Raw genomic sequence first — 25,128 nt, 5'->3', positions numbered from 1 at the left:
GAGATACGGGATGACGGTAGTGGCTGCGAGATCGAGCGAATGGATGAGACCGGTGACATCACAAGAGCCGGCTTCCGCAATCATCGAGATCGATCGCGTCTCGCAGGTGTTTCAGACCTCGGCGCGCAAGGATCATTTGGCGCTGTCGGACATCTCGCTGACGATTGAGGAGGGAGCCTTTGTCTCAATCCTTGGTCCGTCCGGCTGCGGCAAGTCGACACTGCTCTATATCGTCGGCGGCTTTGTCAGCCCGACCAGCGGCATGGCGAAGATCAAGGGACATGCGATTACCGGGCCCGGTCCGGATCGCGGACCGGTGTTCCAGGAGTTTGCTTTGTTTCCCTGGAAGACCGTGCTGGGAAATGTGATGTATGGCCCACGCCAGCAAGGTGTGCGCGCCGCCGAGGCCGAAGCGCAGAGCCGGGCCCTGATCGAGATGGTCGGTCTCAAAGGCTTTGAGAGTTTCTACCCCAAGGAATTGTCCGGCGGCATGAAGCAACGCGTGGCGCTGGCGCGCACGCTCGCCTACCATCCCGAAGTTCTGCTGATGGACGAGCCGTTCGGCGCGCTCGACGCGCACACCCGGACTCGCCTGCAGAACGATCTTCTGACCATCTGGGAGCGCGACCGCAAGACGGTGCTGTTCGTCACTCATTCGGTCGACGAGGCCGTCTTCCTCTCGGACAAGGTTGTCATGATGTCGAAATCTCCGGGCCGCATCCGGCAGGTCATCGACATTGATCTGCCGCGGCCGCGCCGCCGCAATGAGCTGTTGCTCGATCCCCGCTATCAGAAGTACGTCGTCGATATCGAGCGCATGTTCGATGAGAGCGACGAAGCCGGGCCTGTCTCATGATGACACCGGCTGCGTTGACCAAGCGGGCTGCTCCGGTGCTAGCCTGCATCGGATTGTTGGCGGTGTGGCAGGTTGCCTCGCTGGCGCTGAAGAACGACAGCTTCCCGACGGCGATTGAAGCGATCCGGGCAACTCCGGACATTCTCGGCGACAAGGAGTCCCTGATCAACATCCTCGCTTCGCTTCGGCGCATGGCGGTCGGGTTCGGTGTGGCGGTGCTGGTTTCGATTCCACTGGGCCTGTTGATGGGACGCAGCCGGGGCGTCGCGGCCTTCTTCAATCCACTCCTGATGGTGATTTATCCGGTGCCGAAGGCCGCCTTGATGCCGATTATCATGCTTTGGCTGGGCGTCGGCGACGTTACCAAGACACTGGTGATCTTTCTGGGCGTCAGCCTCCCCGTGATCTACCACAGTTTCGAGGGTGCCAAGGCCGTCGAAGAGAAGATGCTGTGGTCAGGTGCTGCGATGGGGCTTTCGCCCGCACAAAGGCTGGTGCGGATCGTGCTGCCCGCGGCGCTGCCGGAAATCCTGACCGGATGCCGCACGGGATTGGTGCTGGCGCTGATCACGATGATCACAAGTGAGATGATTGCCCGTCAATCTGGCGCCGGCAATATCCTGTTCAATGCGCTCGACATGGGCCAATACGACACCGTCTTCGCGATGATCATCATCGTGGGGGCGATGGGAATTTTCCTCGACGCGATTTTTGAAAAGGCTCGTGCCAGACTTGTGCGTTGGTCCGAACCGCAGTTCGACATGCCGCTGAGCTTCTCATGATGTCGCGCTTTCTCTCTCCGAACGTCTTTCTTGGGATTGCCCCGATCCTGCTGGTGATCGCGGTATGGCAGGGCCTGGTGTCATTCGGCTTTGCGCCCGCGGTCTTGCTGCCGCCGCCGGGGTTCGTCTTCGGCCGGCTGCTTCAGCAACTCGTGACGTTCGCGTTTCAGCAGGAGATCGCGGCAACGCTGATCCGGCTGTTTGCGGGGTTCGCGATTGCGGTCGTGCTAGGCGTGAGCATCGGTATCGCGGCTGCCGCCAACCCCGCGATCAACGCCGTGGTCCGTCCTATCGTCCGCGTATTGGCGCCGTTGCCCAAGGTTGCCCTCTATCCGGCGCTCCTGCTCTTGCTCGGGTTCGGCCACGGATCCAAGATCACATTGGTGGCCGCGGACGCGTTGTTTCCCATTCTGCTTTCCACCTATTACGGTGCATCGACCGTCGAGCAGAAGCTGATCTGGTCGGCCATGGCGGCAGGAACGCCGCGCTATGAAATCCTCTTCAAAGTGGTGCTGCCGGCCGCGATGCCGTCGATTCTGACCGGATGCCGGATCGGCCTTGTCATTTCCTGCATCGTGGTGTTTCTGGCCGAGATGATCACGTCGACGGACGGATTGGGCCATGCACTTGTGACGGCGGCCCGAACCTTCCAGGCCGTCGATATGTTCGTGCCCCTGATCACGATCTCGCTGCTGGGTCTGATCCTGAACGGCCTGCTGGGAGCGCTGCGCTCGTACTTGCTCCGGGGCTTCCCCGAAGCGTAACAAACAAGAACTCTGTAGACCGGGAGAGAACCATGCTGGCCGATCGCATCGAAGCGAAATGGATTGACGCATTCTGCGAGATATTCGAGCGATGCGCCGTCAAGGCCGGCGATACCGCGGCGATCCTCTCGGAAACCCAGTCGCGTGCGTTGAACGTGCATCTGGCGGAGCTTGCCCTGCTGCGGATGGGAGCGCGGCCGTTTCATGTGGTGATGCCGACGCCGCGTAACCGGAATATCGTTCCGGTTCGTTCGACCGGAGCGAGCGAGGCGATCCAGCGCCTTGGACCGGTGATCGGCGCACTGCAGCAGGCCGGTTTCGTGGTGGATTGCACCATTGAAGGCCTGATGCACGCGGTGGAGACGCCTGAGATCCTCAAAGCCGGCGCGCGGATATTGGTGATCTCCAATGAGCATCCCGAAGCGCTGGAGCGCATGGTGCCGGATTCCGCGCTTGAGAAGCGCGTTCGTGCGGCGGCCAAGATGTTGCGCGCGACCAAGCGCATGCGGGTGACCTCGAAGGCTGGCACGGCGCTCGATGTCGACATGGTCGGCGCCTCCACGGTCGGTGTGTGGGGTTGGACCGACAAACCCGGCACCCTGGCGCATTGGCCCGGCGGAATCGTCGTCAGCTTTCCCAAGAGCGGAACCATCAACGGTACGCTGGTGATGGCGCCCGGCGACATCAATCTCACTTTCAAGCGCTACCTGACGTCTCCTGTGAAGATGACGTTGAAGGACGACTATGTCGTTGAGTTGGAAGGGGAGGGCACGGATGCTGCGATGATGCGTGCCTATCTCGCCGCCTGGGGCGATCGCGAGGCCTACGCCGTGTCGCATGTCGGCTTCGGCATGAATCCGGGTGCGCGCTACGAGGCGCTGTCGATGTACGACCAGCGCGACACCAACGGCACCGAGATTCGGGCCGTCTCCGGCAATTTCCTGTTCTCGACCGGAGCGAATGAATTCGCAGGGCGCTACACGGCAGGACATTTCGACCTGCCGATGATGGGGACGACGATCGAGCTCGACGGCGTTGCGGTGGTCCGGGAGGGCGTGCTCCAGGACGTCTTCGGCTAATTGCGGTCGAGCACCGGGGGGCGCGCCAGTCCGAAATGCCGGAGCAGGTCGACCATGGCCTGGAGCCGCTTCGCGCGATAGGCGTCGACGTCGAGCCCGGAATAATCGAGAAAGCCTGCGCCCGTGCGCAGGCCGATCCGGCCTTCATGCATGTTGCGTGAAATGACGTCCGGCGCCCGATAGCGCTCGCTGCCGAGCGCGCCTTCCAGATACCGGCTCGCGTAGTACAGGATGTCGCCGCCGCCCCAATCGATGAATTCGAGCAGCCCGAGCACGGCATAGCGGAAGCCGAAGCCGTAGCGGATCGCCTTGTCGATCTCTTCCGCGCTGGCCACGCCCTCTTCGACCATGCGCGCGGCTTCGTTCATCGCCAGCGCCTGGATGCGCGGGACGATGAAACCGGGTGTGGCGGCGCAGACAACCGGTACCTTGCCGATGCCCTCGAGCAACGCCTTGACCTCGTCGATGACGGCCGGGTCGGTGGCCTTGCCGGGTGAAATCTCGACCAGCGGGATCAGATAGGCCGGGTTGAGCCAATGCACATTGAGGAAGCGGCGAGGATTCACGATCGCGCCGGAGAGATCATCGACGAGGATCGTCGATGTCGTCGATGCAATGATGGTGTCCGGGCCGACTTGTCGCGACGCTGCCGCCAGTACCTCGCGCTTGAGTTCGACCACCTCAGGAACGCCCTCGAAGACCATGCCGGCCTCGGACAGAGCTGCACCGCTTCCGCCGACCGCGACCACCGAGACGCGCGCGATGAGCGGATCGACATCCGCCTCGGTCAAGAGCCCCAGCTTAGACAGGCTGGCAAAGGTCTTCCTGACCTCGCCGAGCGCGTCCGCTTCCAGCTTGGTGAAATCCTCCGCGGAGCGCGCCTTGACGTCGATCATCGTGACCCTGTGGCCTGCATAGGCGAATGCGACGGCGATGCCGCGCCCCATGCGGCCAGCCCCGAGACAGGCGATATTGACGCGACTGGTCATCGATCAGAATCCGTTGCGAAGCAGCGTCTGCAATTCAGCCTTCCTGAGATTGCCGAGCCCCAACGTTTCGAGCGTTCGGCCACCTTGCGCGAAATCCTCGCCGCAGACCGCGCCGCCGATTGACAGGAACGCTTTGGCCAGCGGTGTGGCTACGCCAGCAAGGCCTGCGACGGAGACCAGCAGCGACAGCCCGAGCCGCAGATCCTCGCGCATGTAGCGGTGCTCGCTCAGCACGATCCGTTCGCGCCAGTCGCCGGAATCGGTTAGCCGGTCGTGCGAGCCGCGGCCATACATCCAGATCTCGCCTTCTCTCGCGTAGTGATGAGCGAGCGGGAAATGTGGTGCACTATAGCCGAGCGCCTCACGCACGGCGATCCGCTCGGCATCGAGCGCGTCGGTGACCCGCCGGATCGCGGCTTGGGTACCTTCCTTGTGTATGTCCCAACGTTCGAAATGTTCGATCGGCCCCGCGTTCATCACGATCAGCGGCGGATGGATAATGGGTCCTGCATTCATCAGCGCGCCGGACAGCGCATCCCCGCACGGCTCGATGACGCCCGGGAAAGCGCGTCCAATGACTTCGAGCGCGTGGGGCGCCTGGTCGAGCGGGAACACACCGACTGGCAATCGCTTGGCGCGGATGGTGATCGCGACCTCGAATGGTCCGTGCTTGCGGGTCAGCCACGGCAGGGTGCCGGTCTCCGCAAAGCTCACCTTGGCATGGTTGCCGGCATCCCGCGCCGCTTGGGCGAAGACCATCGAGCCGAACGTCGCCGGCGGCAGAAACACGACGTGGCCGTCTCGCAGATGCGGGGCGAGCAGGCGGGCGATATCCGGCTGTGCGAAGGCAGGGGCGGGGCACAGGATCAGCTCCGTGCCGTTGACCGCCTCGGCGATATCGGTCGTGACCAGCGCGAGCTTCACGTCGTGGCGGCCGTTGTGATCCTTGACCAGGATGCGCGCCCCCGCGGCACGATGTGCCGCGACCTGATCGGCATCGCGGCGCCATAGCCGCACCTCATGCCCCGACAGTGCAAAATCGCCCGCGGCCGCGAAAGAGCCGTTCCCCCCGCCCAGAACCGCAATCTTCAAGATGCTTCTCCTTGCGTCCGGGACTGCGCATCAAGCTGCTTCAGCAGGAAATGCTGGACCTTGCCGAGCGCCGTCCGCGGCAGATCGGTGACGAAGACGATCTCGCGCGGAACCTTGTAGCGCGCGAGTTGCGCTTGAAGGTGCGTCCTCAATTCGTCCACCTCGAGCCGGCAGCCGGATCTCGCAATGACATAGGCGATCGGCACCTCGTCCCAGCGCGGGTCCGGCCGGCCGATCACGGCGCATTCGCTGACATCAGGATGTTCGAGCAGGACGCGCTCGACCTCGGCCGGGTAGACGTTTTCCCCGCCGGATATGATCATGTTCTTCTTGCGGTCGCGGACCCAGAAGTAGCCGTCTGCATCGCACAGGCCGATATCGCCGGTGCGATACCAGCCGTCGTGCAAGGCGTCGCGCGTTGCGGCCTCGTTGCCCCAATATTCAAAGAACACGTTGGGCCCGCGCACCGCGATCTCGCCCGGCGTGCCCGCCGGCATCTCATTGCCAGCCTGATCGACCACCTTCGCCTCGCAACACAGGCCGGCAAGGCCGGTCGATCCCACGCGCGAAAGATCGCCGCCGAGCCTCGTGTAGATTGCGATCGGGCAGGTTTCGGTCGAGCCGTAGACCTGAAGCACCGGGACATCGCGCGCGACAAAACGCTCGATCAGGTGTGGAGGCACGATGGTCGAGCCTGTTGCGACGGCCTTGAGTGACGAAAGATCGGCGGTCGCCCAGGCGGGATGCTCGCTCACCGCCTGGATGATCGCAGGCACCAGCACCGTGAGCGTCGGCCGCTCCTGTTCGATGGCCGCAAGCGCGGTATCCGGGGTAAAGCGCGCATGGATCGTGACCGCCGCGCCCAGTTGGAGCGCCGGCGTCGTCTGGATGTTGAGGCCGCCGACGTGGAAGAATGGCAGCACGGTCAGCACGTGGTCGTCGGACGTCATGTTGTGCATGTGCTGGCTCATGACGCCGTTCCAGAACAGCGCCTCCTGGCGCAGCACTGCGCCTTTCGGCCGCCCGGTCGTTCCCGACGTGTAGACGATGAGCAGCGGACACGAGAGATCGGTGTGCGGATTTCGGCTGGTGCCGTCGCTCTTGGCGAGCAGGCCTTCGAACGTTGTGCCGTCGGGCGGTGCGAAATCGAGGCCGACGACGGCAGTCCCCGGTGCGGATTGCGCGAGTGTGGAAAGAAGTCCCTCAAAGGCTTGCTCAAGCAAGAGAACCTTGGCGCCGGCATCGCTGAGAATGAACAGCTGCTCGGCGATAGCCAGCCGCCAGTTCAGTGGCACCAGGATAGCCCCGAGCCGCGCGCACGCGTAGAGCAGCACCAGATAATCCGGCCTGTTCAGGCTCAGAATCGCGACGCGGTCGCCGCGGCCGACGCCAAGCTCCTGCTTCAATGCTGTCGCGGTCCGCTCGATGCGTGCGGCGAATGCCGCATAGCTCAGCCGCTTCCCTTCGAAGGAAATAGCCGTCTTGTCTGGAGCGAACGCCGCGTTGCGGTCTATCAGGCTACAGAGGTCCACCGTCAGTCGTCCGTTTCACCGGCCTCGTACAGCGCTTCGCGCCCGATCCGGTCGAGGCAGAGTTCGGCGGTCCAGGGCAGCATCAGCGAGCCGCAGCGGCTGTCGCGATAGATCCGCTCGAGCGGCAGCGACCTGAGCATGGCCTGACCGCCGCAGGTGCGGATCGCGAGCGCGGCGAGCTCATTGGCGCCTTCCATCACCGAATATTGCGCGGCATAGGCCCGGAGCACCTGCTCCTTGCTCGGATTGGCGCAGGCTTCGGTGACGGCCTGGAACCAGATCCCCTTGATCTGCTCCAGCTTGATCTGCATCTGCGCGACCGCGATCTGCTTGGTCGGGTACATCCGCCGCTTGACCGGAGGCATGCCCGGCACCTCGCCGCGCAAGTAGCGCACGGTGAAGTCATAGGCGGCTTGTGCGAGGCCCATATAGGTCGGCGACAGCGTCAGGAACATGTGCGGCCAGCGCATCGCAGCCTGGAAATAGACGCCACGCGGCATCAGCGCGAAGTCCTCCGGCACGAAAACGTCCTTGAACAGAAGCGTCCGCGAGACCGTGCCCCGCATGCCGAGCGGATCCCAGTCGCCGACAACCGAGACGCCTTGCGACTTTGCGGGGATGGCGAGGTAAAGCGTGTTGCGGCGCGAGGCCTTCTCGCCTTCTTCGATCTCGGTGCAAAGCACGCCGTAATAGTCGGCGTGGCCGGAGAGCGAGGCAAAGATCTTCTTGCCGTTGACGATCCAGCCCCCCGCAACCGGCTTCGCTTCCGTGCCGAACGCGACACCGCCGGCCGCCGCCGCGCCACCTTCGGAGAAGGGTTGCGAGTAGATCGCACCGTCCTCGACGATGCGCTTGTAGTGAACCGCGCGCCGCCGCTCGTGCTCCGCGCGCGTTTCTGCATCCATGTCGAGATCGTCGGCGAGGGGGCCCGACCACAGGGTCGAGCAGACATGCATGTTCCAGGTGAGCGCGGTCGCGCCGCAATAGCGGCCGATCTCGGCGGCCGCCAAGGCATAGGTCTGGTAGTTCGCGCCAAGTCCGCCGTGCTTCTTCGGGACGGCAATGCCGAGCAGGCCGACGCGATGCAGGTCGCGATAATTCTCGGTCGGGAAGATCGCCTCGCGATCGTAGGTCGCGGCGCGAGCGGCGAACACGCTCTGGCCGATCTCGCGGGCGCGCGTAACGATGCCGGCCTGCTCGTCGCTCAGGCGGAAGGCGACAGGATCGAAGATCGGCGCATCCAGCGCGACCTTGGTGGTCGTGCCAATAGTCTTGCTGACTTGCATGGTCATCGCGCAGTTACCTTAGGCTTTGGTCGCGAGAGAGTTCAGAAACCGGCCGAGAGCTTCGTCAAAGGCGGCGGGGCGTTCGAGATTGGCAAGATGGCCCACGCCGGCTAGCTCGACATATTCAGCCCCAGGGATATAGGTCGCGGTCTTTGCCATCATCGGGGCGGGCGCGTTGTTGTCCTTGGAGCCGGACAGCAGCAGCGTGGGGACGGAGATATCCCCAAGCGTATTGCGCTGATCGAAGCCGATGAGAGCCAGCATCATGGCGCGATAGCTTGCCTCAGGCACGCTCCCCATGCATTCGCGCGCCAGCTCCATCCCGTTCGGATCGGGATCATCGCCGACCAGCTCCTTCACCAGCGTTGGCGCCAGCGACTTCATGGTCTCCCCGCGATCGAGCGGCCCGAGCCGTGCCGCGATGAATGACTTCTGCCAATCGCCGTCGGCCTTCCCGAAGGCAGGGCTGGTCTGCGCCAGCACGACCGCGCGTGCCAGTTTGGGGGACTGCACCAGCCACTTCTGGACGATCATGCCGCCGATGGAATGGCCGACCAGAATAGGCTTGGCCGCGCCAAGCTGCTCGATGAATTGCTGAAGCGCATCGGCCAGGGCAGCGATGCTGACGCTGGCGAGCGGCGCCGATCCGCCATAGCCCGGCATGTCCCATGCGATCGTGTGGAAGCGGTCGCCGAACGTGGCAAGCTGCCGCCGCCAGCTTCGCGCCGCGCCGCCAATGCCATGCAAGAAAATCAGGGGTATCGCACCCGGATCGCCCGCGGCTTCATAGGCGAAGCGTCCGTCCTTTGTTATCATTGGCGCAGGCTGCGACACGCGACATCCTTTTGCTTGGCCCGGGGATGCTAACAGGCCTGTGGGGGATGGGAAGAGATAATTTTATACTTAAAGCAATTTCCGGGCCGCTTCTGTGCGGCGGCATTCCGGGGGCGAGCGCCGCTTTCGTTGCAAAAATTTGAAGGTTAAAATATATCGGAAGAGCGATCACAAGATCCGAGGGAGTCGCCGCATGTCCGGATTGCCGCACTCGCCGCACGCGCTGGTGACCGGCGGCGGTCGCGGCATCGGCCGCGCGATAGCTGCTTCTCTCGTCGGCGCTGGCGCGACCGTAACCGTGCTTGGCCGGAACGCGGCGGTTCTCGAAGAGGCGGTCAATGCAGGTGCGGCGCACTTTGCGGCCGTCGCTGATGTGTCGAACGAAGCGTCCCTGAAAGCTGCCATTGCCGGAGCGAGTGCGCGCAAGCCGATCGACATCCTGATTGCCAATGCGGGCAGTGCTGAATCGGCGCCGTTCGCGAAATCGGACGCCGCCCTTTTTGCGCGCATGATGGATGTCAATTTCATGGGCGTTGTGCATGCCGTCCAGGCTGTGCTGCCGGGCATGAAGGATCGCCCCTATGGCCGTATTGTTGCGGTCGCGTCGACGGCCGGGCTCAAGGGCTATGCCTATGTCAGCGCGTATGCTGCTGCAAAGCACGCCGTAGTCGGTCTCGTGCGTTCGCTCGCCCTCGAGATGGCTGGAAGCAATGTGACCGTGAATGCAGTGTGTCCCGGCTTCACCGACACCGATCTCGTCGCAAGCAGCATCGAGAACATCATGAAGAAGACGGGGCGGACGCGCGAGCAAGCCATCGCAGAGCTCGCGAAACACAACCCGCAAGGACGCCTGATCACGCCGCAGGAAGTGGCAGACGCGGTTCTTTGGCTGTGCGGTGAGGGCGCTAGCGCAATCACAGGGCAGGCGATTGCCGTGGCTGGGGGCGAGGTCTAGCGTGCCTGGTGCAGTCGCGAAAAAAAAGCCAAGGAGATCGCATGAGCAGACCCGCCAATCCCGTCACCGTGCCGCTTGCAGACTACTCGCCGCAACACTTTATGCTGGCTGTGGTCGACGGCGTTGCGACGGTCACGCTCAACCGCCCCGAACGAAAGAATCCGCTGACGTTCGAAAGCTATCGGGAGCTGACCGATTTCTTCCGTGCCTGCGCCTTCGACGACGCGGTCAAATCTATCGTCGTCACCGGTGCCGGCGGCAATTTCTCGTCGGGCGGCGACGTGTTCGAGATCATCGGCCCGCTCGTGAAGATGGACACCAAGGGGTTGACCGCCTTCACGCGGATGACCGGCGACCTCGTCAAGGCGATGCGGGCGTGCCCTCAGCCGATCGTGGCCGCGGTCGAGGGCATCTGTGCCGGGGCCGGGGCGATCATCGCCATGGCATCCGACATGCGCCTTGCGGCGAGCGGGGCCAAGGTGGCGTTCCTGTTCAACAAAGTGGGGCTGGCCGGCTGCGACATGGGGGCCTGCGCGATCCTGCCGCGGATCATCGGGCAGTCGCGCGCCTCGGAGCTCCTCTACACCGGCCGGTTCATGACCGCGGAAGAGGGCGAGCGCTGGGGCTTCTTCAGCCGCATCGTCACGCCGGAGCAGGTGCTGCCCCAGGCGCAAATTCTGGCGAAGCAGATCGCGGAAGGTCCGACTTTCGCCAATACCATGACCAAGCGGATGCTGGCCATGGAATGGGCGATGTCGGTGGAGGAGGCGATCGAGGCGGAGGCCGTTGCCCAAGCGTTGTGCATGACCACGGCGGATTTCGAGCGGGCCTTCGAGGCATTCGCCAACAAGGTCAAGCCGGTCTTCAGGGGCGACTAGGTCGATCGTCTTGACGCGGCCAAGCCAGCAACGGGGACTTGCGCGAAATTATTTTAGGCTTAAAATAGTTTCCATGGCCGGGTGAATTGGCGAGGCTCCCATGAAAGTCGCGATCATCGGTGGCGGACCTGCGGGTCTCTATGCTGCGATCCTGCTCAAGAAGCAGCGCCCGGCCGCCGACATCACGGTGTACGAGCGCAATCGGGCCGACGACACTTTCGGCTTCGGCGTGGTGTTCTCGGATGCGACGCTCGATAACTTCGAGAAACACGATCTTCCGAGCTACCGCCGCATCACCCAGGAATTTGCCTATTGGGACGACATTGCCGTGCATTTCCGTGGCACGGTGCACCGGGTCGGCGGCAACGGCTTTTGCGGCTGCTCGCGACGCAAGCTGCTTCTGATCCTTCAGGAGCGGGCTCGCGAGCTTGGCGTCGTCCTGCATTTCGAGGTGGACATCGACGACGAGTCCCGCTTCGCCGATGCCGATCTCATTCTCATCGCCGACGGCATCAACAGCCGCTTCCGCGAGAAGTACGTCGACCATTTCCAGCCGGAGGTCGACATCCGCTCCAACAAATTCGCCTGGATGGGATCGACCAGGCCGCTCGATGCCTTCACCTTCATCTTCCAGGAGACCGAGTGGGGGCCGTTCATCGCCCATGCCTATCAGTATGAGGCCGGGCATTCGACCTGGATCTTCGAGACCGATCCGGAGACGTTCGAGCGGGCGGGGCTGACGGGGCTGGACGAAGCTCAGTCCGCCGCGCGGATGGCAGACATCTTCGGCTGGTTTCTCGGCGGGCATCAATTGCTGACCAACCGCTCGATGTGGCGCAACTTCCCCATGATCCGCAGCAAGCGCTGGGTCAAGGACAACATGGTTCTGCTCGGCGACGCCAAGGCCAGCGCGCATTTCTCCATCGGCTCGGGCACCAAGCTCGCGATGGAAGACGCGATCGCGCTGGCCGAAGCGATGGAGAAGGCGCCCAGCATCGAGGCGGCGCTGGAAATTTATGAGCACGGTCGCCGCGAGGAGGTCGAGAAGACGCAGCATGCCGCCGACGTCTCGCTGGTCTGGTTCGAGCATGTCGACCGCTTCTGGGATTTCGATCCGGTGCAGTTCGCCTTCGGCGTCATGACGCGCTCGAAGGCGATCACCTATGACAATCTGAAACTCCGCGCCCCGGATTTCGTGGCGGAGGTCGAGAAGTCGTTTGCAAGGCAGGTGCGCAGCAGCGGCTTCGATGTCGATACCGATCGACCGATGGTGCCGCTGTTCCAGCCGTTCCGTCTGCGTGAGATGAAGCTCGCGAATCGTGCGGTGATGTCGCCGATGTGCATGTATTCGGCGAAGGAGGGTGTGCCGACAGACTTCCACCTGGTTCATTACGGCTCGCGCGCGATCGGCGGCGCCGGGCTGATCTTCACCGAGATGACCTGCGTTAGCCGCGATGCCCGGATCACGCCCGGCTGCGCCGGCCTGTGGAACGACGAGCAGGAAGCCGCATGGCTGCGCATTGTGGATTTCGTCCACGGCAACTCGGCGGCAAAGATCTGCCTTCAGTTGGGGCACGCCGGTCGCAAGGGCGCAACCAAGCTGATGTGGGACGGCATGGACCGGCCTCTGGATGAAGGCGGCTGGGAAACCGTTTCGGCATCGCCGCTGCCCTATTTCCCCGACAGCCAGGTGCCACGCGAGCTCGATCGCTCCGGCATGAACGCGGTGAGGGACGCTTTTGTTGCGGCCGCCGAGCGCGGCGAGCGCTGCGGCTTCGACATGTTGGAGCTGCACTGCGCCCACGGCTATCTGCTCGCGAGCTTCATCTCGCCGCTGACCAATACCCGCACGGACGAATATGGCGGTTCGCTCGCCAACCGGCTGCGTTTTCCGCTTGAGATCTTCGAGGCGCTGCGCGCGGTGTGGCCGTCGCACAAGCCGATGTCGGTGCGTATCTCCGCAACCGATTGGGCTGACGGCGGCGTCACCGGCGATGATGCCGTCGCCATTGCGCGGGCCTTCGCCGAGGCGGGTGTCGATCTCGTCGACGTCTCGACCGGCCAGACCGTGCGCGATGCGCAGCCGGTCTACGGGCGCATGTTCCAGACGCCGTTCTCCGATCAGGTCCGCAACGAGGCGCGGGTAGCCACCATGTGCGTCGGCAACATCACCACGGCGGACCAGGCCAATACCATTTTGGCCGCTGGCCGCGCGGATCTCGTCGCGCTCGGCCGTCCGCATCTCGTCGATCCCTTCTTCACCATGAGGGCGGCGGCCTGGTACGGGGCCGACGACGCATTCTGCCCGCCGCAATATCTGCCCGGAAAAGATCAGATTTTCCGCAACAGCGTGCGCGACCGGCAGGATCTGGAGGAGCTGAGAATTAAGGCTAAGCCCAAGACACGGGCCGAGCTCAAGGCGGAGGCGACAAAGCCGCTTGCGGCGGAGTGACCGCCCGTGCGACGTTAACCCGTTGCCTGTGTTTCGAGTGGAGTTAGGGCGATGAAGGCGATTATCGTCGGTGGCGGTATCGGTGGTCTCACCACGGCGTTGATGTTCCGCTCGCGGGGCCTGGATTGCGAGATCTACGAGCAGGCCGACACCATCCGCGAACTCGGCGTCGGCATCAACACGCTGCCGCATGCAATGCGCGAGTTGGCCGGGCTCGGTCTTTTGCAGAGGCTCGACGACGTCGCGATCCGCACCGATCAGCTCTATTACCTCAACCGCCACGGCCAGGAGGTCTGGCGCGAAGCCCGCGGCATCGACGCTGGTCACGACGTGCCGCAATTCTCGATCCATCGTGGGCGCCTTCAGGGCGTCATCCATCGCGCGGTCGAGGAGCGGCTCGGACCGGACGCAATTCACACCGGCTGCCGGCTCGGGGCCTTCACGCAGGATGAGGGCGGCGTCACCGCTTACTTCTTCGATCGTGCCGGCGCGCACGTCCACACCGCCCGTGGCGACATCCTGATCGGCGCCGACGGGATCCACTCACGCGTCCGGGAGACGCTGTTTCCGAACGAGGGGCCGCCGTGCTGGAACGGCTTGATGCTGTGGCGCGGCGCCCGCGACTGGCCGCTGTTCCTCACCGGCAAATCGATGATCGTGGCCGGCGGTCTCAATGCCAAGGTGGTGATCTATCCGATCGCGGAAGGATCGAGCCCGGCGAGCCGCCTGACTAATTGGGCGGTGCTGGTGAAGGTGGGCGAAGGCAATGCGCCGCCGCCGCGGAAAGAAGACTGGTCGCGGCCGGGGCGGCGTGAGGAACTGATGCCGCATGTGGCACGCTTCTCCGTGCCGTATATTGACGTCAAGAGCCTGATCTCGGCGACGCCCGAATTCTACGAGTATCCGACCTGCGACCGCGACCCCTTGCCCTATTGGTCGTCCGGGCGCGTCACGTTGCTCGGCGATGCCGCGCATCCCATGTATCCCGTCGGCTCGAACGGCGCCTCGCAGGCGATCCTCGACGCGCGCTGCCTTGCGGATGCGCTGGTGCGTGCCGAGCATCCGCGCCAGGCGCTGCTGGAATACGAGAAGAAGCGCCTGCCGATGACGGCGGATATCGTTCGCTCCAACCGGCGCGGCGGCCCTGAGGGCGTCATCGACGCCGTCGAGCAGCTTGCGCCCGACGGCTTCGACAATGTCGATAACGTCCTGAGTTATTCCCAGCGCGAGGCGATCGTGCGCGGCTACGCCACCAAGGCCGGCTTTGCCGCGGTCCCGGGACTTGCGGCGGTACGCGCCTGAAACCGCCGATTGAGCGGACCGAGTTTGAGAAATCTACGCTAGCCAGGAGCCCAGATCACCTCTCCCATAGGGAGAGGTCGGATCGCATCGAAAGATGCGATCCGGGTGAGGGGTTACAATCTCACTGATCGCTGCGGCCCCTCACCCGGATTGCTGCGCAACCCGACCTCTCCCCGCTGGGGAGAGGTGGCCCAGCCGCACGAGCCTCACATGATCCATGCTAGCCGGGCGGCGGCGGCAGGAAGTGGATGTTGAACTCGGCGGCCATCGTCACCACGTCCTCCGGCTTCTGCTCCTTCATGTTGTGAAGGCCCCAGAACAGGTCGAACAGCCTGCGGCTTGGGGAGACCCAGAACAGCACTTTTGCGGTCTGCTCCGACTTGTTGAAGATGCCGTGAGGCACGCCCATGCCGAGCCGGATCAGGTCGCCGGCGGTCGCCTGCGACTCCGAATTGCCGAGCATGAAATCGAGCTTACCTTCCAGCATGTAGAGATACTCATCCTGATCAGGATGAATGTGCGGCGGCACGAATGTGCCCGGCGGCAGTGTCGCATGCCAGGAGAAGCTGTGCTCGGCGTAGCTCTTCGGCACATAGGTCTGGCCGAGGATGTTCCAGGAAATGCCCTGGATGCCCTCATTTGCCCGGGTGATGCCGGTGATTTCGCTCTTCATTGCAGTCCTCCCGTAACGCGATACGCGGCCTTAATTCGCCGCCTTGCAGTCCTTGGCATAGCGGTCGCCGTAGTTCTCGAAGACCTTCTGGACGATCTCGGTCTGGAACTTGCCGTCCGGACGCTTGGCGACTTTGGTCAGGTAGAAATCCTGGATGGGATAGCCGTTGGTGTTGAACTTGAAGGTGCCGCGCAGCGAGGTGAAGTCGGCCTTCTTGAGCGCCGCGCGAACGGCGTCCTTGTTCGATAGATCGCCCTTCACCGCCTTGACCGCGCTGTCGATCAGCATCGCGGCGTCATAGGCCTGAAAGGCGTAGGTGCCGGGCACGATATTATAAGCGGCCTCATAGGCGGCAACGAACTTCTTGTTCTGGGGATTGTCGAGATTGGGCGCCCAGTTCGCGCCGCCGAACATGCCGACCGCGGCGTCCTGCTGCGCCGGCAGGGTCGATTCATCCACCGTGAAGGCCGAGAGCACCGGAATGGTGTCGGCAAGGCCGGCCTGCCGGTACTGCTTGACGAGATTGACGCCGAGGCCGCCGGGCATGAACGTGAACAGTGCATCGGGCTTCTGCGACGAGATCTTGGACAACTCCGGCTGGAAGTCCAGCGTGTTCAGCGGCATGTAGGATTCCTCGACGATCTCGCCCTTGTAGTCGAGCTTGAACCCGGCAACCGAATCCTTGCCGGCCTGATAGTTCGGCACCATCAGGTACATGCGCTTGTAGCCGCGATCCTGCGCGACCTTGCCGAGGATCTCGTGCACCTGATCATTCTGATACGAAGTCACATAGAAGAACGGGTTGCAGTCCTTGCCGGCGAAGGTCGACGGCCCGGCATTGGGGCTGATCAGGAAGGTCTTCGATTCCGTGATGGGCCGGTGGATCGCCTGGAGGATGTTGGAGAAGATCGGTCCGACCACGAAGTCGACCTTCTCGCGCTCAAGAAGGCCCTTGGCCTTGGTCACCGCTGCATCCGGCTTCAACTCGTCGTCGACGACGACGACCTCGACATCACGGCCGCCCATCTTGCTGCCGAGATCTTTCACTGCAAGCGCAAACCCGTCCCGAACCTGTTGGCCAAGCGCGGCGGCAGGCCCCGACAGGGTCACGATCACACCCAGCTTGATTTTTTCCTGGGCAAGGGCAGGGGTCACCACGGTGCCGAGCAGCACGGCGGCTGCGGCCAAGGTCATTTGCGTCTTCATGATCTGTCCCTCGTGACGATTGGCTTGCGCTGCAAGCCACGTACTCCAAATTCAAACTTATGCCGATGATGGTCGCCGCGGCAAGCCGAGCTCGAGGCGTCGCATTCTGCAAGGAGCGCCGCATGCAAGCGGCGCGCCAATTATTTGAAGCCTAAAGAAACTGGTGGTGCGGTCGATTGTTGCAGCTTTGGACTTGCAGCCGGCTCCGATTTATTTGAAGCTCAAAACGTTGGGGAATCCGTGCCGGCGGCAATGCCGGCCGTGAGTGACTGCATCAACATGCTCGATTCCGAGACCAAGGCCGTCGAAACGCCGGAGGACCACGCCGAAGAGCTTCGGCTGTGGCTGCGGCTCCTGACCTGCACGACGCTGATCGAGGGCGAGGTGCGCGGCCGGCTGCGGCAGCGGTTCGACGTCACGCTGCCCCGTTTTGACCTGATGGCGCAGCTCGACAAGGCGCCTGACGGCATGACGCTGTCCGATGTCTCCAAGCGCATGATGGTATCGAACGGCAATGTCACCGGCCTCGTGGAGCGGCTGGTGGATTCCGGTCATCTCGACCGGCGGACCTCGGAGACGGACCGCCGCGTCCAGGTGATCCGACTCACGAAGCTCGGCCGCGCCGAGTTTCGCCGAATGGCTGCGGAACACGAAACCTGGATCGCCGATCTCTTCGCCGACCTGACCCCGAAGGACGTGCGCGAGCTGATGCGGCTCCTGGCCAAGACCAAGGCGTCCGCGCAGAAATCGGCCGCGCGCCGCCGGTCGTAGGCCCCGCCGCTGGGACGGGCCGCCAATCCCTCTTGCCGCAGGAAAAAGCACGGCGTGCCCAAAATCCGCTATTGCGCCGAATTGTTTTAAGCCTAAAATGTTTCCAGATCGTGCTGCCGGGTGCAATCCATGCTGAAAGGAGCGTGCGATGGCCAACGCCGCCAAGATTCAAATATCGGGTTCGTGTGACGGCAACGCCTCGACGGCCCATGTCGATACGTTCGCGCGGCAACATCTGCCGCCGCGCGAGCTCTGGCCCGAATTCATCTTCACTCGGCCGGAGCTGCACTACCCCCCGCGACTGAACTGCGTCAGCTATTTCCTGGATCGCTGGGTTGAGCAGGGACATGGCGAGGCGCCCTGCGTCATCAGCCCTTCCGTCAGCTACACCTATCACGAGCTGCAGGCGCTGGTGAACCGCATCGCCAACGTGCTGGTCGGCAAGCTCGGTCTCGTCCCCGGCGGCCGCGTGCTGTTGCGCTCTGCCAACAACCCCATGATGGTTGCGACCTATCTCGCGGTGATCAAGGCCGGCGGCATCGTCGTGGCGACGATGCCGCTGCTCCGCGCCAAGGAGCTGTCCTATCCGATCCAGAAAGCGGCGATCACGCTGGCGCTGTGTGACGGAAAACTCGCCGACGAGATGGAGAAGGCGAAGGCCGCTGCGCCCGGTCTCGAGCGTGTCGTCTATTGGGGCAATGACACCGACAATTCACTCGAGGCGCTGATCGCCGATGCCAGCTCTGAGTTCACAGCCGTCGATACCGCGTCCGACGACATCTGCCTGATCGCTTTCACATCGGGCACGACAGGTGATCCCAAGGGCACCATGCATTTCCACCGCGACATGCTCGCGGTCTGCGACGGTTACGCGCGCAACATCCTGCGCGCCGGGCAGAAGGATCGTTTCATCGGCTCGGCCCCGCTCGCCTTCACCTTCGGCTTCGGCGGCGTGCTGTTTCCGATGCATATCGGCGCCTCCTTCGTCGTGCTGGAGAAGACGACGCCCGACGACCTGCTGTCGGCGATCGAGCAGTACAAGACCACGGTTTGCTTCACGGCGCCGACCGCATACCGCGCCATGATCGGCAAGCTTCCGGGCCGCGACATCTCCTCGCTTCGCAAATGCGTCTCCGCAGGCGAGACGCTGCCCAAGCCGACATTCGATGCCTGGTTCAAGGCGACCGGGATCAAGCTGATGGACGGCATCGGTTCGACCGAGATGCTGCACATCTTCATCAGCGCGACCGAGGACGAGATCCGCCCCGGCGCCACCGGCAAGCCCGTGCCGGGCTATGAGGCCAAGATCGTCGATAATGAGGGCCGCGACGTGCCGCCTGGAACGATGGGTCGTCTCGCCGTGCGCGGGCCGACGGGCTGCCGCTATCTGGCCGACGAGCGGCAGCGGAAATATGTCCAGAACGGCTGGAACATCACTGGCGACACCTATCTGATGGATAGCGACGGCTATTTCTGGTACCAGTCGCGCTCCGACGACATGATCGTGTCGGCCGGCTACAACATCGCAGGGACCGATGTCGAAGCGGCGCTGCTCACGCATCCGGCTGTCGCCGAGTGCGGCGTGGTCGGAGCGCCGGACGAGGCGCGCGGCATGATCGTGAAGGCCTATGTCATCGCCGCGCCCGGCGTGACTGCGGACGCGCAGCTCGTGGCGGAGCTGCAGGAGCATGTCAAGCGCGAGATCGCTCCTTACAAATATCCGCGCGCGATCGAGTTCGTGACGCAATTGCCGAAGACCGAAACCGGCAAGCTGAAGCGCTTTGCCCTGCGACAGCTGGCGCAGGCTGTGGCGACGTCCTCAGGCGTCGCTGCGGAATGAGAGAAGGATAGAGAATTGTCCGTGACGCCCCCGAAAGGCTCGCAACTCGCGGTGCTGCCGGCAGCAGCCGAGGACGGAACGCGCATCAAGGCGCAGATCCTCCAGCCGTCAGGCTGGCCGGTGCCGAAAGGTTATGCCAACGGCATGGCTGCCGAAGGGCGCATCGTCGTCACCGGCGGGGTGATCGGCTGGGACGCAGAAGAGCGCCTCGCGGAAGGCTTCGTCGCGCAGGTGCGCCAGACCTTGGACAACATCGCCGCGATCCTGGCCGAGGCCGGTGCCCGGCCCGAGCACCTCGTGCGCCTGACCTGGTACGTCGTCGACATGGACGACTACCTCGCCAACCTGAAGGAACTGGGCAGGGTCTATCGCGACGTCTTCGGAGCGCACTATCCTGCGATGGCGCTGATTCAGGTGGTCCGCCTCGTGGAGAAGGCGGCGCGCGTCGAAATCGAAGCCACCGCCGTCATTCCTGGCTGAACTTCTTCCGTGATCGGCTCGCCTTGATCAACTCGCCTTGGCGAGCTCGTCGTCCTCGGGCGAGTTCAGATAGACGCCGGACATGGTGTCGACCCAGCACAGATGGTCGTGCACCTTCTTCACGCCCTCGACGTTCTCCGCGGCGACGATCGCGGCCTTCCGTGCGCGCTCTTCGGTGATGACGCCGCTGAGATGAACGATACCGTTGCGCACGATGACGTTCAGCCCGAATGGGCACCAGTCGTTCTTCTCCATGGTATCGATGATGCGGCTGCGAATGTGGTCGTCATCCGCGGTCGGATCCGGCACTTCGCGGGCGAGCCCCGCCACCGCCTGCAGCAGATTGGCGCGGGAAACGATCCCGACGACCTTGTCGCCGCGCATGACGGGCAGCCGCTTGATGTTGTTCCGCTCCATGAGAGCGACGATCTCCGCGAGCGCCGTATCCTCCGTGATCGTCACGGGCGAGTCGGTCATCACTTCCGAGACCTTGCGGCCGTGCTCGTGGACGAAGTCGCTGGCGGATTTGCCGGGACCAAGGATGAACCGCAGCCAACGCCCGCGCTTGCGCCCGGTGCCGATTTCGCTGCGGCGGATGAAGTCTCCTTCCGACACGACACCGAGCAGCTTGCCGGTCTCGTCGACCACCGTGAGTCCGCTGACATGCCGCTTCAGCATGATATTTGCCGCTTCGACGATGCTGGTGTCGGGGGTTACCGAGATGACCGACCGGGTCATGATCTGGTGGGCGCGCATGGACAACTCCGCTGGCTTGTTGAATTTCGATGCGCGAAAACTAACTCGGGTATCGAGGTGCGGTTTGACTCAAGTCAATCGGGCGAACATGGATCGAACCCGATTGAGCAATTGTGATCCGGACCCGGATTTGATGCAGCTCAACACGTCGTCGAGGCCGAGCCGTATCCTGTTGCCGACGTTGAACTGAAGCCCGCAGGAATTTGAGCCATGAGCGTCGTGCAGATATTTCCACGGGCAGAAGAGCCGTCGGTTCAGGTTCTCTCCACCCATCCCGTCGCTGGTCCGGAGGCCTCGACGGCGAGCCCCGAAAGGCTCGAACACATGCCGGTTGCCGCCGGTCCTCTGCCTGGATCGGAACCATATGCTTTTGACCGCGCTTTTCACGCGATGCTGGCGCGGTTCACGGGCGGGATATCGCCGCTTGCCTTGTCGCTCGCCTGGCTCGATTGGAGCTCGCATCTCGCCGCGGCGCCGCAGCGCCAGATGGAGATTTCCCGTAACATCGTTCGCGACAGCGGCCGGCTCGTGGAAGCTGCTGCGCACGCGATGTCGCCTGGGCAAAAGCCGTGGGCTGTGATCGCGCCGCAGCAGCGGGATCGCCGTTTCAGCGGATCGCAATGGGAGACCCCGCCGTTCAACCTGCTGGCGCAGGCGTTTCTGCTCGCAGAGCGCTGGTGGCGCGATGCTGCGACGGGCGTACGCGGCGTGTCGCACGCAAATGAAGCGATCGTCGAGTTCTCGATGCGCCAGTTGCTCGACATGCTGGCGCCGTCGAACTTCGCTGCGACCAATCCGAAGGTGCTGGAGAAGGCGTTCCAGAGCGGCGGGGAGAATTTCGTCTTCGGCTGGCAGAACTGGTGCAGCGACCTGATGCGCCTGCTCTCCAACTCGAAATTGGCGGACGACGGGCAGTTCGTGGTCGGCAAGACGGTGGCGGTTTCACCCGGCAAGGTCGTCTACCGCAACGAGCTGATCGAGCTGATTCAGTACTATCCGACCACCGCGCAGGTGCGGCCCGAGCCGATCCTGATCGTGCCGGCCTGGATCATGAAATACTACATCCTCGATCTGTCGCCGCATAACTCGCTGATCAAATATCTGACCGGTCAAGGCTTCACCGTGTTCGCGATCTCCTGGCGCAACCCGGATGCGAGGGATCGGGATCTCGCCTTCGACGATTATCGCAGGCTGGGCGTCATGGCGGCGCTGGACATGATCGGCCTGATCATGCCGGGTCGGAAGACCCATGCGCTCGGCTATTGTCTGGGAGGCACATTGCTGTCCATCGCCGCCGCCGCGATGGAGCGCGACGGTGATAACCGCTTCGGCACTGTCACTCTCCTGGCGGCCCAGACCGACTTCACCGAGGCCGGAGAGCTGACGCTCTTCATCAACGAGAGCCAGGTGGCCTTTCTCGAAGACATGATGTGGCAGCGCGGCTATCTCGACACGACGCAGATGGCCGGCGCCTTCCAGCTGCTGCGCTCGAACGAACTGATCTGGTCGCGGCTGTCACATGACTATCTGATGGGCGAGAGCGCACCGCCGAGCGATTTGATGGCCTGGAATGCCGACGCCACGCGGCTGCCTTATCGCATGCACTCGGAGTATTTGCGCAAGCTGTTCCTCGACAACGATCTGGCGGGAGGGCGCTATCTCGTCGGAGGCAGGAGCATTTCGCTCTCCGATATCCACGCGCCGATGTTCGTGGTCGGCACGCTCGCCGATCACGTGGCGCCATGGCGATCAGTCTACAAGGTCCACTATCAGGTCGATGCTGACGTGACGTTCCTGTTGACCAGCGGCGGTCACAATGCCGGTGTCGTGGCGCCTCCGGAGGAGCCCGGCCACAGCTATCAGGTGATGACCAAGGCTGCTGATGCGCCCTATGTTGGTGCGGATGAATGGCTGAAGCTGGCTCCGCGAGCTGAAGGGTCGTGGTGGCCGGAATGGGCCAAATGGCTCGCGGCGCGCTCCGGCGCGCCCTGCGATCCGCCGCAGATCGGGCTTGGAGGTGCACCCGGCCTGCCCGATGCGCCGGGAGACTATGTTCACACCTAAACCTCCGGCTCGGAGCTCGGCGCGAGGTCCGAGGAGCGGAAGGGCTTGGCCTTGTCCAATTTCCGGTAGGCCACTGACGCGGTTCGCAACAGCTGCTTTTCCCGCTTTCGGTTGAGGAAGCGATTGGCTGCATCGAGGCCGGTGCCGTTCAAGGACGCGGCCAGCGCCTGTCCTCGTGCATCGTCGTTCAATTGTCCGAGTGCTCTTTGTGCCTTGCGCAATTGCTTGAGGATGGACTTGTGTTTCGTCGGCGTTTCCGCGGCGAACAGGTCCTGGAGCGATTCGATCGAATAGGTCAGCCGCTTGTTGAGAAGCCGCAGCTTGTGTCGCTTCTCGACGTCGAGCTTGCGGAGTTTTCGCGCTTTCTTGAGCAGCCTCGTCTCCCACTCGGTCAGCCGCTCCATCGCGTGTTCGGCGAGCGTGCGGCGGCGCAGTCGAATGGCTTCCTTGCTGCGCCGGGTCGACCAGGGGCCGCTTTCGATCCACGTCGAGGTCTGCTCGACCAGGCGGCGGTACCGTGCGGATTGCAGCGCGCGCGCCAGCAGCCGGTGGCTCTCGGCCCGTTTCTCGTCCCAGTGCTGAAGCTCGGCGACAACGGCGAGCTCGTCGCCACTCTCGGCGACGACCCGCTCGATCGCCACATCGAGATCCCGCACCATGCCGAGCTGGCCGTTCAGCCATTTCAGTTCAGCCCAGACGTGCGGGCGCAGCGCGTCGTCGACCATCGGCGAGAAGAAGCGGATGGCAGTACGCAGATGCGTCAGTGCGATGCGGATCTGGTGCAGAGCTTCGGGATCGCCGCGGCAGGTCCCGTCGTGCTGAGCGATCACGGCGTCGAGGTGACGGCGGGCGATGATCCGGAAGGCCGTGTCGCAGGCCATGCCGGGGCTGAGGCGGCCGGGCAGGGTATTGCGGCGCGTCGCCGGCTTGGCACGCGTGGTCGCCCTCGAGCTTGTGGTGGGTCCCGACATCCTTGCCCGCATCAATCAGGTTGCGTTGTTTGCCCCTTGGCGATCGCGTTCCGGCAGTTCTGCAGCGTCTGCTCTTCTGTCCCGGATGCATCGATGGTCGCCCAGCCGACATGGCCGATCTTATAGTGCTCTTGCAGCGCGGCAACCTCTTGCGTGGCGTCCGATGCATCTCCCCGGCGGCTTCCGATCCGCGCCTGCCGGGTCGCGAGGTCTGCGACCAGGAATAGACCGTTCAGCGCCACGTTGCGCTCGCGCGCCAGCGCGGCGATCGCGTCGCGTTCGTCCTCGCGGGCGAATACGCCGTCAATGAGCGCCGAATGACCTTGCGCCAGCACCCGCCGGGCGTGCTGAGCCAGCGTGTCGTAGACGCGGGCCGTGACCTCCGGCGTATAGGCGGATGGCGGCAGGCGGTGCGTGTCCTCGACCCCGAACATTTGCTTGCGGACGAGATCGCTGCGCAGCACGACGGCTCCCGGATGCGGCGCGACCAGCGGCGCGAGCGCGTGCGCCAGAACGGTCTTTCCGGTGCCGGACAGTCCCCCGACCGCAATCAGACGCGGAGCAGGAGGACGGATCAGCATCCTGGCGAGGTCAAAATAGCGCTGTGCCTGGTCGAGAATGCCGGGACCATCGGAATGCGGCCGCTTCAGCCGTGCCAGGGCCACCTGGGCGCGGATCGCCGCACGGATGGACATGAACAGCGGCAGGGCCGAGAGCGCGTCGAGATTGTCGGCCGGCGTCGCTGCAAGATAGCGGTTCAGGGCGATATTGGCCGCGCGCAGTTGGTCGTGCTGCAACAGGTCCATGAGGGTGAACGCGAGGTCGTAGAGCACGTCGACCGTCGCCATCTGCGCATCGAACTCGATGGCGTCGAACAGCACCGGCCGATCGTCGATCAGAACGATGTTTGCGAGGTGCAGATCGCCATGACAGCGGCGCACGAAGCCCTGGCGGCCGCGCTCCGCGAGCAGGGGACGAATACGCAGAAATGCCTCGTGCGACGCCTTGCCGAGCCTTTCGATGTCTTCCGCGTTGAAATGTCCGCCGGTCCGCAGACCGTCACTGTTGCCGTCGATCAGGGCCGGGATGGATGAGACCCAGGCTTCTCCGTCGGCGCGTGTCGCCGCCGCGTGCGCCGCCGCGATTGCGTCAGCGGCAGCCGAGGCGAGCTTCGCCTCCAGCGGACCGGCCTTTGCCAGATGATCCAGTGTCCTGTTTTCGTCGAAACGCGACATGTCGACCGCATACTCGATTGCCCGGCCGGCGCCGTCGACCTTCAGAGATCCATCCGGCTCTTCGGTGATCGCCACGACGCCGTGATAGATCTGCGGCGCCAGCGGCCGGTTGATCCTGATCTCCTCCTCGCAGGCCGCCTTGCGCTTCTCGAGCGTCGAATAGTCAAGGAAGGGAAACCGGACGGCGCGCTTGATCTTCAGCGCGCGCTTTGCGTCCAGGAACACCGAGGCTCCATGCGTGTCGATCCGCGTCACGCCGGGATGGTCGGTCAGCATCTGGAAGATGCGCTCCTGGGCCGCCGTTTCATCCTCGATCGAAGAGGGCATTCGA

The 25,128-nt window shown here is 63.7% G+C and carries 22 protein-coding genes; 12 read left to right on the top strand and 10 right to left on the bottom strand.

Features of this window, described 5'->3' with window-relative positions:
- Positions 1-10 precede the first annotated feature (10 nt).
- The 4 genes from ABIA42_RS21415 to ABIA42_RS21400 are packed head-to-tail and all read left to right on the top strand — an operon-like array spanning position 11 to position 3,481.
- On the top strand, positions 11-856 hold the full coding sequence (locus ABIA42_RS21415) for an ABC transporter ATP-binding protein (RefSeq protein WP_051393937.1): 846 nt from the start codon (positions 11-13) through the stop codon (positions 854-856).
- The gene (locus ABIA42_RS21410; RefSeq protein ID WP_370121460.1) at positions 853-1,638 is read left to right on the top strand and encodes an ABC transporter permease; all 786 of its coding nucleotides are present in this window, start codon (positions 853-855) and stop codon (positions 1,636-1,638) included. The genes ABIA42_RS21415 and ABIA42_RS21410 overlap by 4 nt, the downstream gene beginning before the upstream one ends.
- The gene (locus ABIA42_RS21405) at positions 1,635-2,402 is read left to right on the top strand and encodes an ABC transporter permease (protein ID WP_271533385.1); all 768 of its coding nucleotides are present in this window, start codon (positions 1,635-1,637) and stop codon (positions 2,400-2,402) included. Before ABIA42_RS21410 ends, ABIA42_RS21405 begins: the two co-directional genes overlap by 4 nt.
- A 32-nt stretch (positions 2,403-2,434) precedes the next feature.
- Positions 2,435-3,481, top strand: coding sequence for a peptidase M29 (locus ABIA42_RS21400; protein ID WP_370121463.1), 1,047 nt, complete (start codon positions 2,435-2,437; stop codon positions 3,479-3,481).
- Here ABIA42_RS21400 and ABIA42_RS21395 read toward each other — a convergent pair.
- The 5 genes from ABIA42_RS21395 to ABIA42_RS21375 are packed head-to-tail and all read right to left on the bottom strand — an operon-like array spanning position 3,478 to position 9,196.
- On the bottom strand, positions 3,478-4,470 hold the full coding sequence (locus ABIA42_RS21395; protein ID WP_370121466.1) for a 3-hydroxybutyryl-CoA dehydrogenase: 993 nt from the start codon (positions 4,468-4,470) through the stop codon (positions 3,478-3,480). The genes ABIA42_RS21400 and ABIA42_RS21395 overlap by 4 nt on opposite strands.
- A 3-nt stretch (positions 4,471-4,473) precedes the next feature.
- Positions 4,474-5,562, bottom strand: a complete 1,089-nt coding sequence (locus ABIA42_RS21390) for an NAD/NADP-dependent octopine/nopaline dehydrogenase family protein (protein WP_271533382.1) — start codon at positions 5,560-5,562, stop codon at positions 4,474-4,476.
- Positions 5,559-7,094, bottom strand: coding sequence for a class I adenylate-forming enzyme family protein (locus tag ABIA42_RS21385; protein WP_370121469.1), 1,536 nt, complete (start codon positions 7,092-7,094; stop codon positions 5,559-5,561). Before ABIA42_RS21385 ends, ABIA42_RS21390 begins: the two co-directional genes overlap by 4 nt.
- A gap of 2 nt (positions 7,095-7,096) precedes the next feature.
- The gene (locus ABIA42_RS21380; RefSeq protein ID WP_271533380.1) at positions 7,097-8,386 is read right to left on the bottom strand and encodes an acyl-CoA dehydrogenase family protein; all 1,290 of its coding nucleotides are present in this window, start codon (positions 8,384-8,386) and stop codon (positions 7,097-7,099) included.
- Positions 8,387-8,398: 12 nt separating this feature from the next.
- A complete protein-coding gene (locus ABIA42_RS21375) occupies positions 8,399-9,196 on the bottom strand; it encodes an alpha/beta fold hydrolase (protein WP_271533379.1) in 798 nt (265 codons plus the stop codon).
- Between the two features lie 211 nt (positions 9,197-9,407).
- Between ABIA42_RS21375 and ABIA42_RS21370 the strand changes: the two genes are divergently transcribed.
- The 4 genes from ABIA42_RS21370 to ABIA42_RS21355 all read left to right on the top strand — a co-directional run bounded on the left by ABIA42_RS21370 (position 9,408) and on the right by ABIA42_RS21355 (position 14,801).
- Positions 9,408-10,169 (top strand): SDR family NAD(P)-dependent oxidoreductase, encoded by a 762-nt coding sequence (locus ABIA42_RS21370; protein ID WP_370121473.1) that lies wholly within the window; start codon positions 9,408-9,410, stop codon positions 10,167-10,169.
- A 41-nt stretch (positions 10,170-10,210) separates the two neighbouring features.
- Positions 10,211-11,047 carry an enoyl-CoA hydratase family protein gene (locus ABIA42_RS21365; protein WP_035672506.1) on the top strand — a complete coding sequence of 279 codons (837 nt, stop codon included), beginning with the start codon at positions 10,211-10,213 and terminating at the stop codon, positions 11,045-11,047.
- A gap of 100 nt (positions 11,048-11,147) precedes the next feature.
- On the top strand, positions 11,148-13,499 hold the full coding sequence (locus ABIA42_RS21360; RefSeq protein WP_370121476.1) for a bifunctional salicylyl-CoA 5-hydroxylase/oxidoreductase: 2,352 nt from the start codon (positions 11,148-11,150) through the stop codon (positions 13,497-13,499).
- A gap of 51 nt (positions 13,500-13,550) precedes the next feature.
- Positions 13,551-14,801: a flavin-dependent oxidoreductase gene (locus tag ABIA42_RS21355; RefSeq protein ID WP_028180307.1), complete on the top strand. Its 1,251-nt coding sequence runs from the start codon at positions 13,551-13,553 to the stop codon at positions 14,799-14,801.
- 220 nt (positions 14,802-15,021) lie between these two features.
- On the opposite strand, the gene ABIA42_RS21350 is transcribed toward ABIA42_RS21355, so the two are convergent.
- Both ABIA42_RS21350 and ABIA42_RS21345 read right to left on the bottom strand, forming a co-directional pair.
- Positions 15,022-15,474 (bottom strand): cupin domain-containing protein, encoded by a 453-nt coding sequence (locus ABIA42_RS21350; RefSeq protein ID WP_271533377.1) that lies wholly within the window; start codon positions 15,472-15,474, stop codon positions 15,022-15,024.
- 30 nt (positions 15,475-15,504) lie between these two features.
- Complete coding sequence (locus tag ABIA42_RS21345; RefSeq protein ID WP_370121480.1) at positions 15,505-16,680, bottom strand: ABC transporter substrate-binding protein; 1,176 nt, start codon at positions 16,678-16,680, stop codon at positions 15,505-15,507.
- 252 nt (positions 16,681-16,932) lie between these two features.
- Between ABIA42_RS21345 and ABIA42_RS21340 the strand changes: the two genes are divergently transcribed.
- From ABIA42_RS21340 to ABIA42_RS21330, 3 genes are all read left to right on the top strand, one after another.
- On the top strand, positions 16,933-17,451 hold the full coding sequence (locus ABIA42_RS21340; RefSeq protein ID WP_035672496.1) for a MarR family winged helix-turn-helix transcriptional regulator: 519 nt from the start codon (positions 16,933-16,935) through the stop codon (positions 17,449-17,451).
- 148 nt (positions 17,452-17,599) lie between these two features.
- Entirely contained in the window at positions 17,600-19,291 is a 1,692-nt protein-coding gene (locus ABIA42_RS21335; RefSeq protein ID WP_370121484.1) for a benzoate-CoA ligase family protein, read from the top strand.
- 15 nt (positions 19,292-19,306) lie between these two features.
- Positions 19,307-19,771 carry a RidA family protein gene (locus ABIA42_RS21330; protein WP_370121486.1) on the top strand — a complete coding sequence of 155 codons (465 nt, stop codon included), beginning with the start codon at positions 19,307-19,309 and terminating at the stop codon, positions 19,769-19,771.
- A gap of 27 nt (positions 19,772-19,798) precedes the next feature.
- Here ABIA42_RS21330 and ABIA42_RS21325 read toward each other — a convergent pair whose 3' ends face one another.
- Positions 19,799-20,527, bottom strand: a complete 729-nt coding sequence (locus ABIA42_RS21325; RefSeq protein WP_370121489.1) for a CBS domain-containing protein — start codon at positions 20,525-20,527, stop codon at positions 19,799-19,801.
- A gap of 210 nt (positions 20,528-20,737) precedes the next feature.
- On the opposite strand from ABIA42_RS21325, the gene ABIA42_RS21320 reads away from it, so the two are divergent.
- A complete protein-coding gene (locus tag ABIA42_RS21320; RefSeq protein ID WP_370121491.1) occupies positions 20,738-22,591 on the top strand; it encodes a PHA/PHB synthase family protein in 1,854 nt (617 codons plus the stop codon).
- Here the strand turns inward: ABIA42_RS21320 and ABIA42_RS21315 are convergent.
- Together ABIA42_RS21315 and ABIA42_RS21310 are read right to left on the bottom strand one after the other, a co-directional pair.
- A complete protein-coding gene (locus ABIA42_RS21315) occupies positions 22,588-23,562 on the bottom strand; it encodes a CHAD domain-containing protein (RefSeq protein WP_370121494.1) in 975 nt (324 codons plus the stop codon). The genes ABIA42_RS21320 and ABIA42_RS21315 overlap by 4 nt on opposite strands.
- A gap of 11 nt (positions 23,563-23,573) precedes the next feature.
- Complete coding sequence (locus ABIA42_RS21310; RefSeq protein WP_370121497.1) at positions 23,574-25,124, bottom strand: AAA family ATPase; 1,551 nt, start codon at positions 25,122-25,124, stop codon at positions 23,574-23,576.
- Positions 25,125-25,128: the final 4 nt, after the last annotated feature.

It is taken from the genome of Bradyrhizobium sp. USDA 327 (genome assembly GCF_041262065.1).
GTDB classification, from domain to species: domain Bacteria; phylum Pseudomonadota; class Alphaproteobacteria; order Rhizobiales; family Xanthobacteraceae; genus Bradyrhizobium; species Bradyrhizobium liaoningense.
The sequence above is the reverse complement of the archived record's forward strand: the minus strand, read 5'-3'. Positions and strand labels throughout refer to the sequence as shown.

Excerpts from the sequence above, each read along its gene's own strand:
- ABIA42_RS21415 (WP_051393937.1), top strand. The coding sequence starts at position 11 with ATGACGGTAGTGGCTGCGAGATCGAGCGAATGGATGAGACCGGTGACA.
- ABIA42_RS21410 (WP_370121460.1), top strand. The coding sequence starts at position 853 with ATGATGACACCGGCTGCGTTGACCAAGCGGGCTGCTCCGGTGCTAGCC.
- ABIA42_RS21405 (WP_271533385.1), top strand. The coding sequence starts at position 1,635 with ATGATGTCGCGCTTTCTCTCTCCGAACGTCTTTCTTGGGATTGCCCCG.
- ABIA42_RS21400 (WP_370121463.1), top strand. The coding sequence starts at position 2,435 with ATGCTGGCCGATCGCATCGAAGCGAAATGGATTGACGCATTCTGCGAG.
- ABIA42_RS21395 (WP_370121466.1), bottom strand. The coding sequence starts at position 4,470 with ATGACCAGTCGCGTCAATATCGCCTGTCTCGGGGCTGGCCGCATGGGG.
- ABIA42_RS21380 (WP_271533380.1), bottom strand. The coding sequence starts at position 8,386 with ATGACCATGCAAGTCAGCAAGACTATTGGCACGACCACCAAGGTCGCG.
- ABIA42_RS21375 (WP_271533379.1), bottom strand. The coding sequence starts at position 9,196 with ATGATAACAAAGGACGGACGCTTCGCCTATGAAGCCGCGGGCGATCCG.
- ABIA42_RS21370 (WP_370121473.1), top strand. The coding sequence starts at position 9,408 with ATGTCCGGATTGCCGCACTCGCCGCACGCGCTGGTGACCGGCGGCGGT.
- ABIA42_RS21365 (WP_035672506.1), top strand. The coding sequence starts at position 10,211 with ATGAGCAGACCCGCCAATCCCGTCACCGTGCCGCTTGCAGACTACTCG.
- ABIA42_RS21360 (WP_370121476.1), top strand. The coding sequence starts at position 11,148 with ATGAAAGTCGCGATCATCGGTGGCGGACCTGCGGGTCTCTATGCTGCG.
- ABIA42_RS21355 (WP_028180307.1), top strand. The coding sequence starts at position 13,551 with ATGAAGGCGATTATCGTCGGTGGCGGTATCGGTGGTCTCACCACGGCG.
- ABIA42_RS21350 (WP_271533377.1), bottom strand. The coding sequence starts at position 15,474 with ATGAAGAGCGAAATCACCGGCATCACCCGGGCAAATGAGGGCATCCAG.
- ABIA42_RS21345 (WP_370121480.1), bottom strand. The coding sequence starts at position 16,680 with ATGAAGACGCAAATGACCTTGGCCGCAGCCGCCGTGCTGCTCGGCACC.
- ABIA42_RS21340 (WP_035672496.1), top strand. The coding sequence starts at position 16,933 with ATGCCGGCCGTGAGTGACTGCATCAACATGCTCGATTCCGAGACCAAG.
- ABIA42_RS21335 (WP_370121484.1), top strand. The coding sequence starts at position 17,600 with ATGGCCAACGCCGCCAAGATTCAAATATCGGGTTCGTGTGACGGCAAC.
- ABIA42_RS21325 (WP_370121489.1), bottom strand. The coding sequence starts at position 20,527 with ATGCGCGCCCACCAGATCATGACCCGGTCGGTCATCTCGGTAACCCCC.
- ABIA42_RS21320 (WP_370121491.1), top strand. The coding sequence starts at position 20,738 with ATGAGCGTCGTGCAGATATTTCCACGGGCAGAAGAGCCGTCGGTTCAG.
- ABIA42_RS21315 (WP_370121494.1), bottom strand. The coding sequence starts at position 23,562 with ATGTCGGGACCCACCACAAGCTCGAGGGCGACCACGCGTGCCAAGCCG.
- ABIA42_RS21310 (WP_370121497.1), bottom strand. The coding sequence starts at position 25,124 with ATGCCCTCTTCGATCGAGGATGAAACGGCGGCCCAGGAGCGCATCTTC.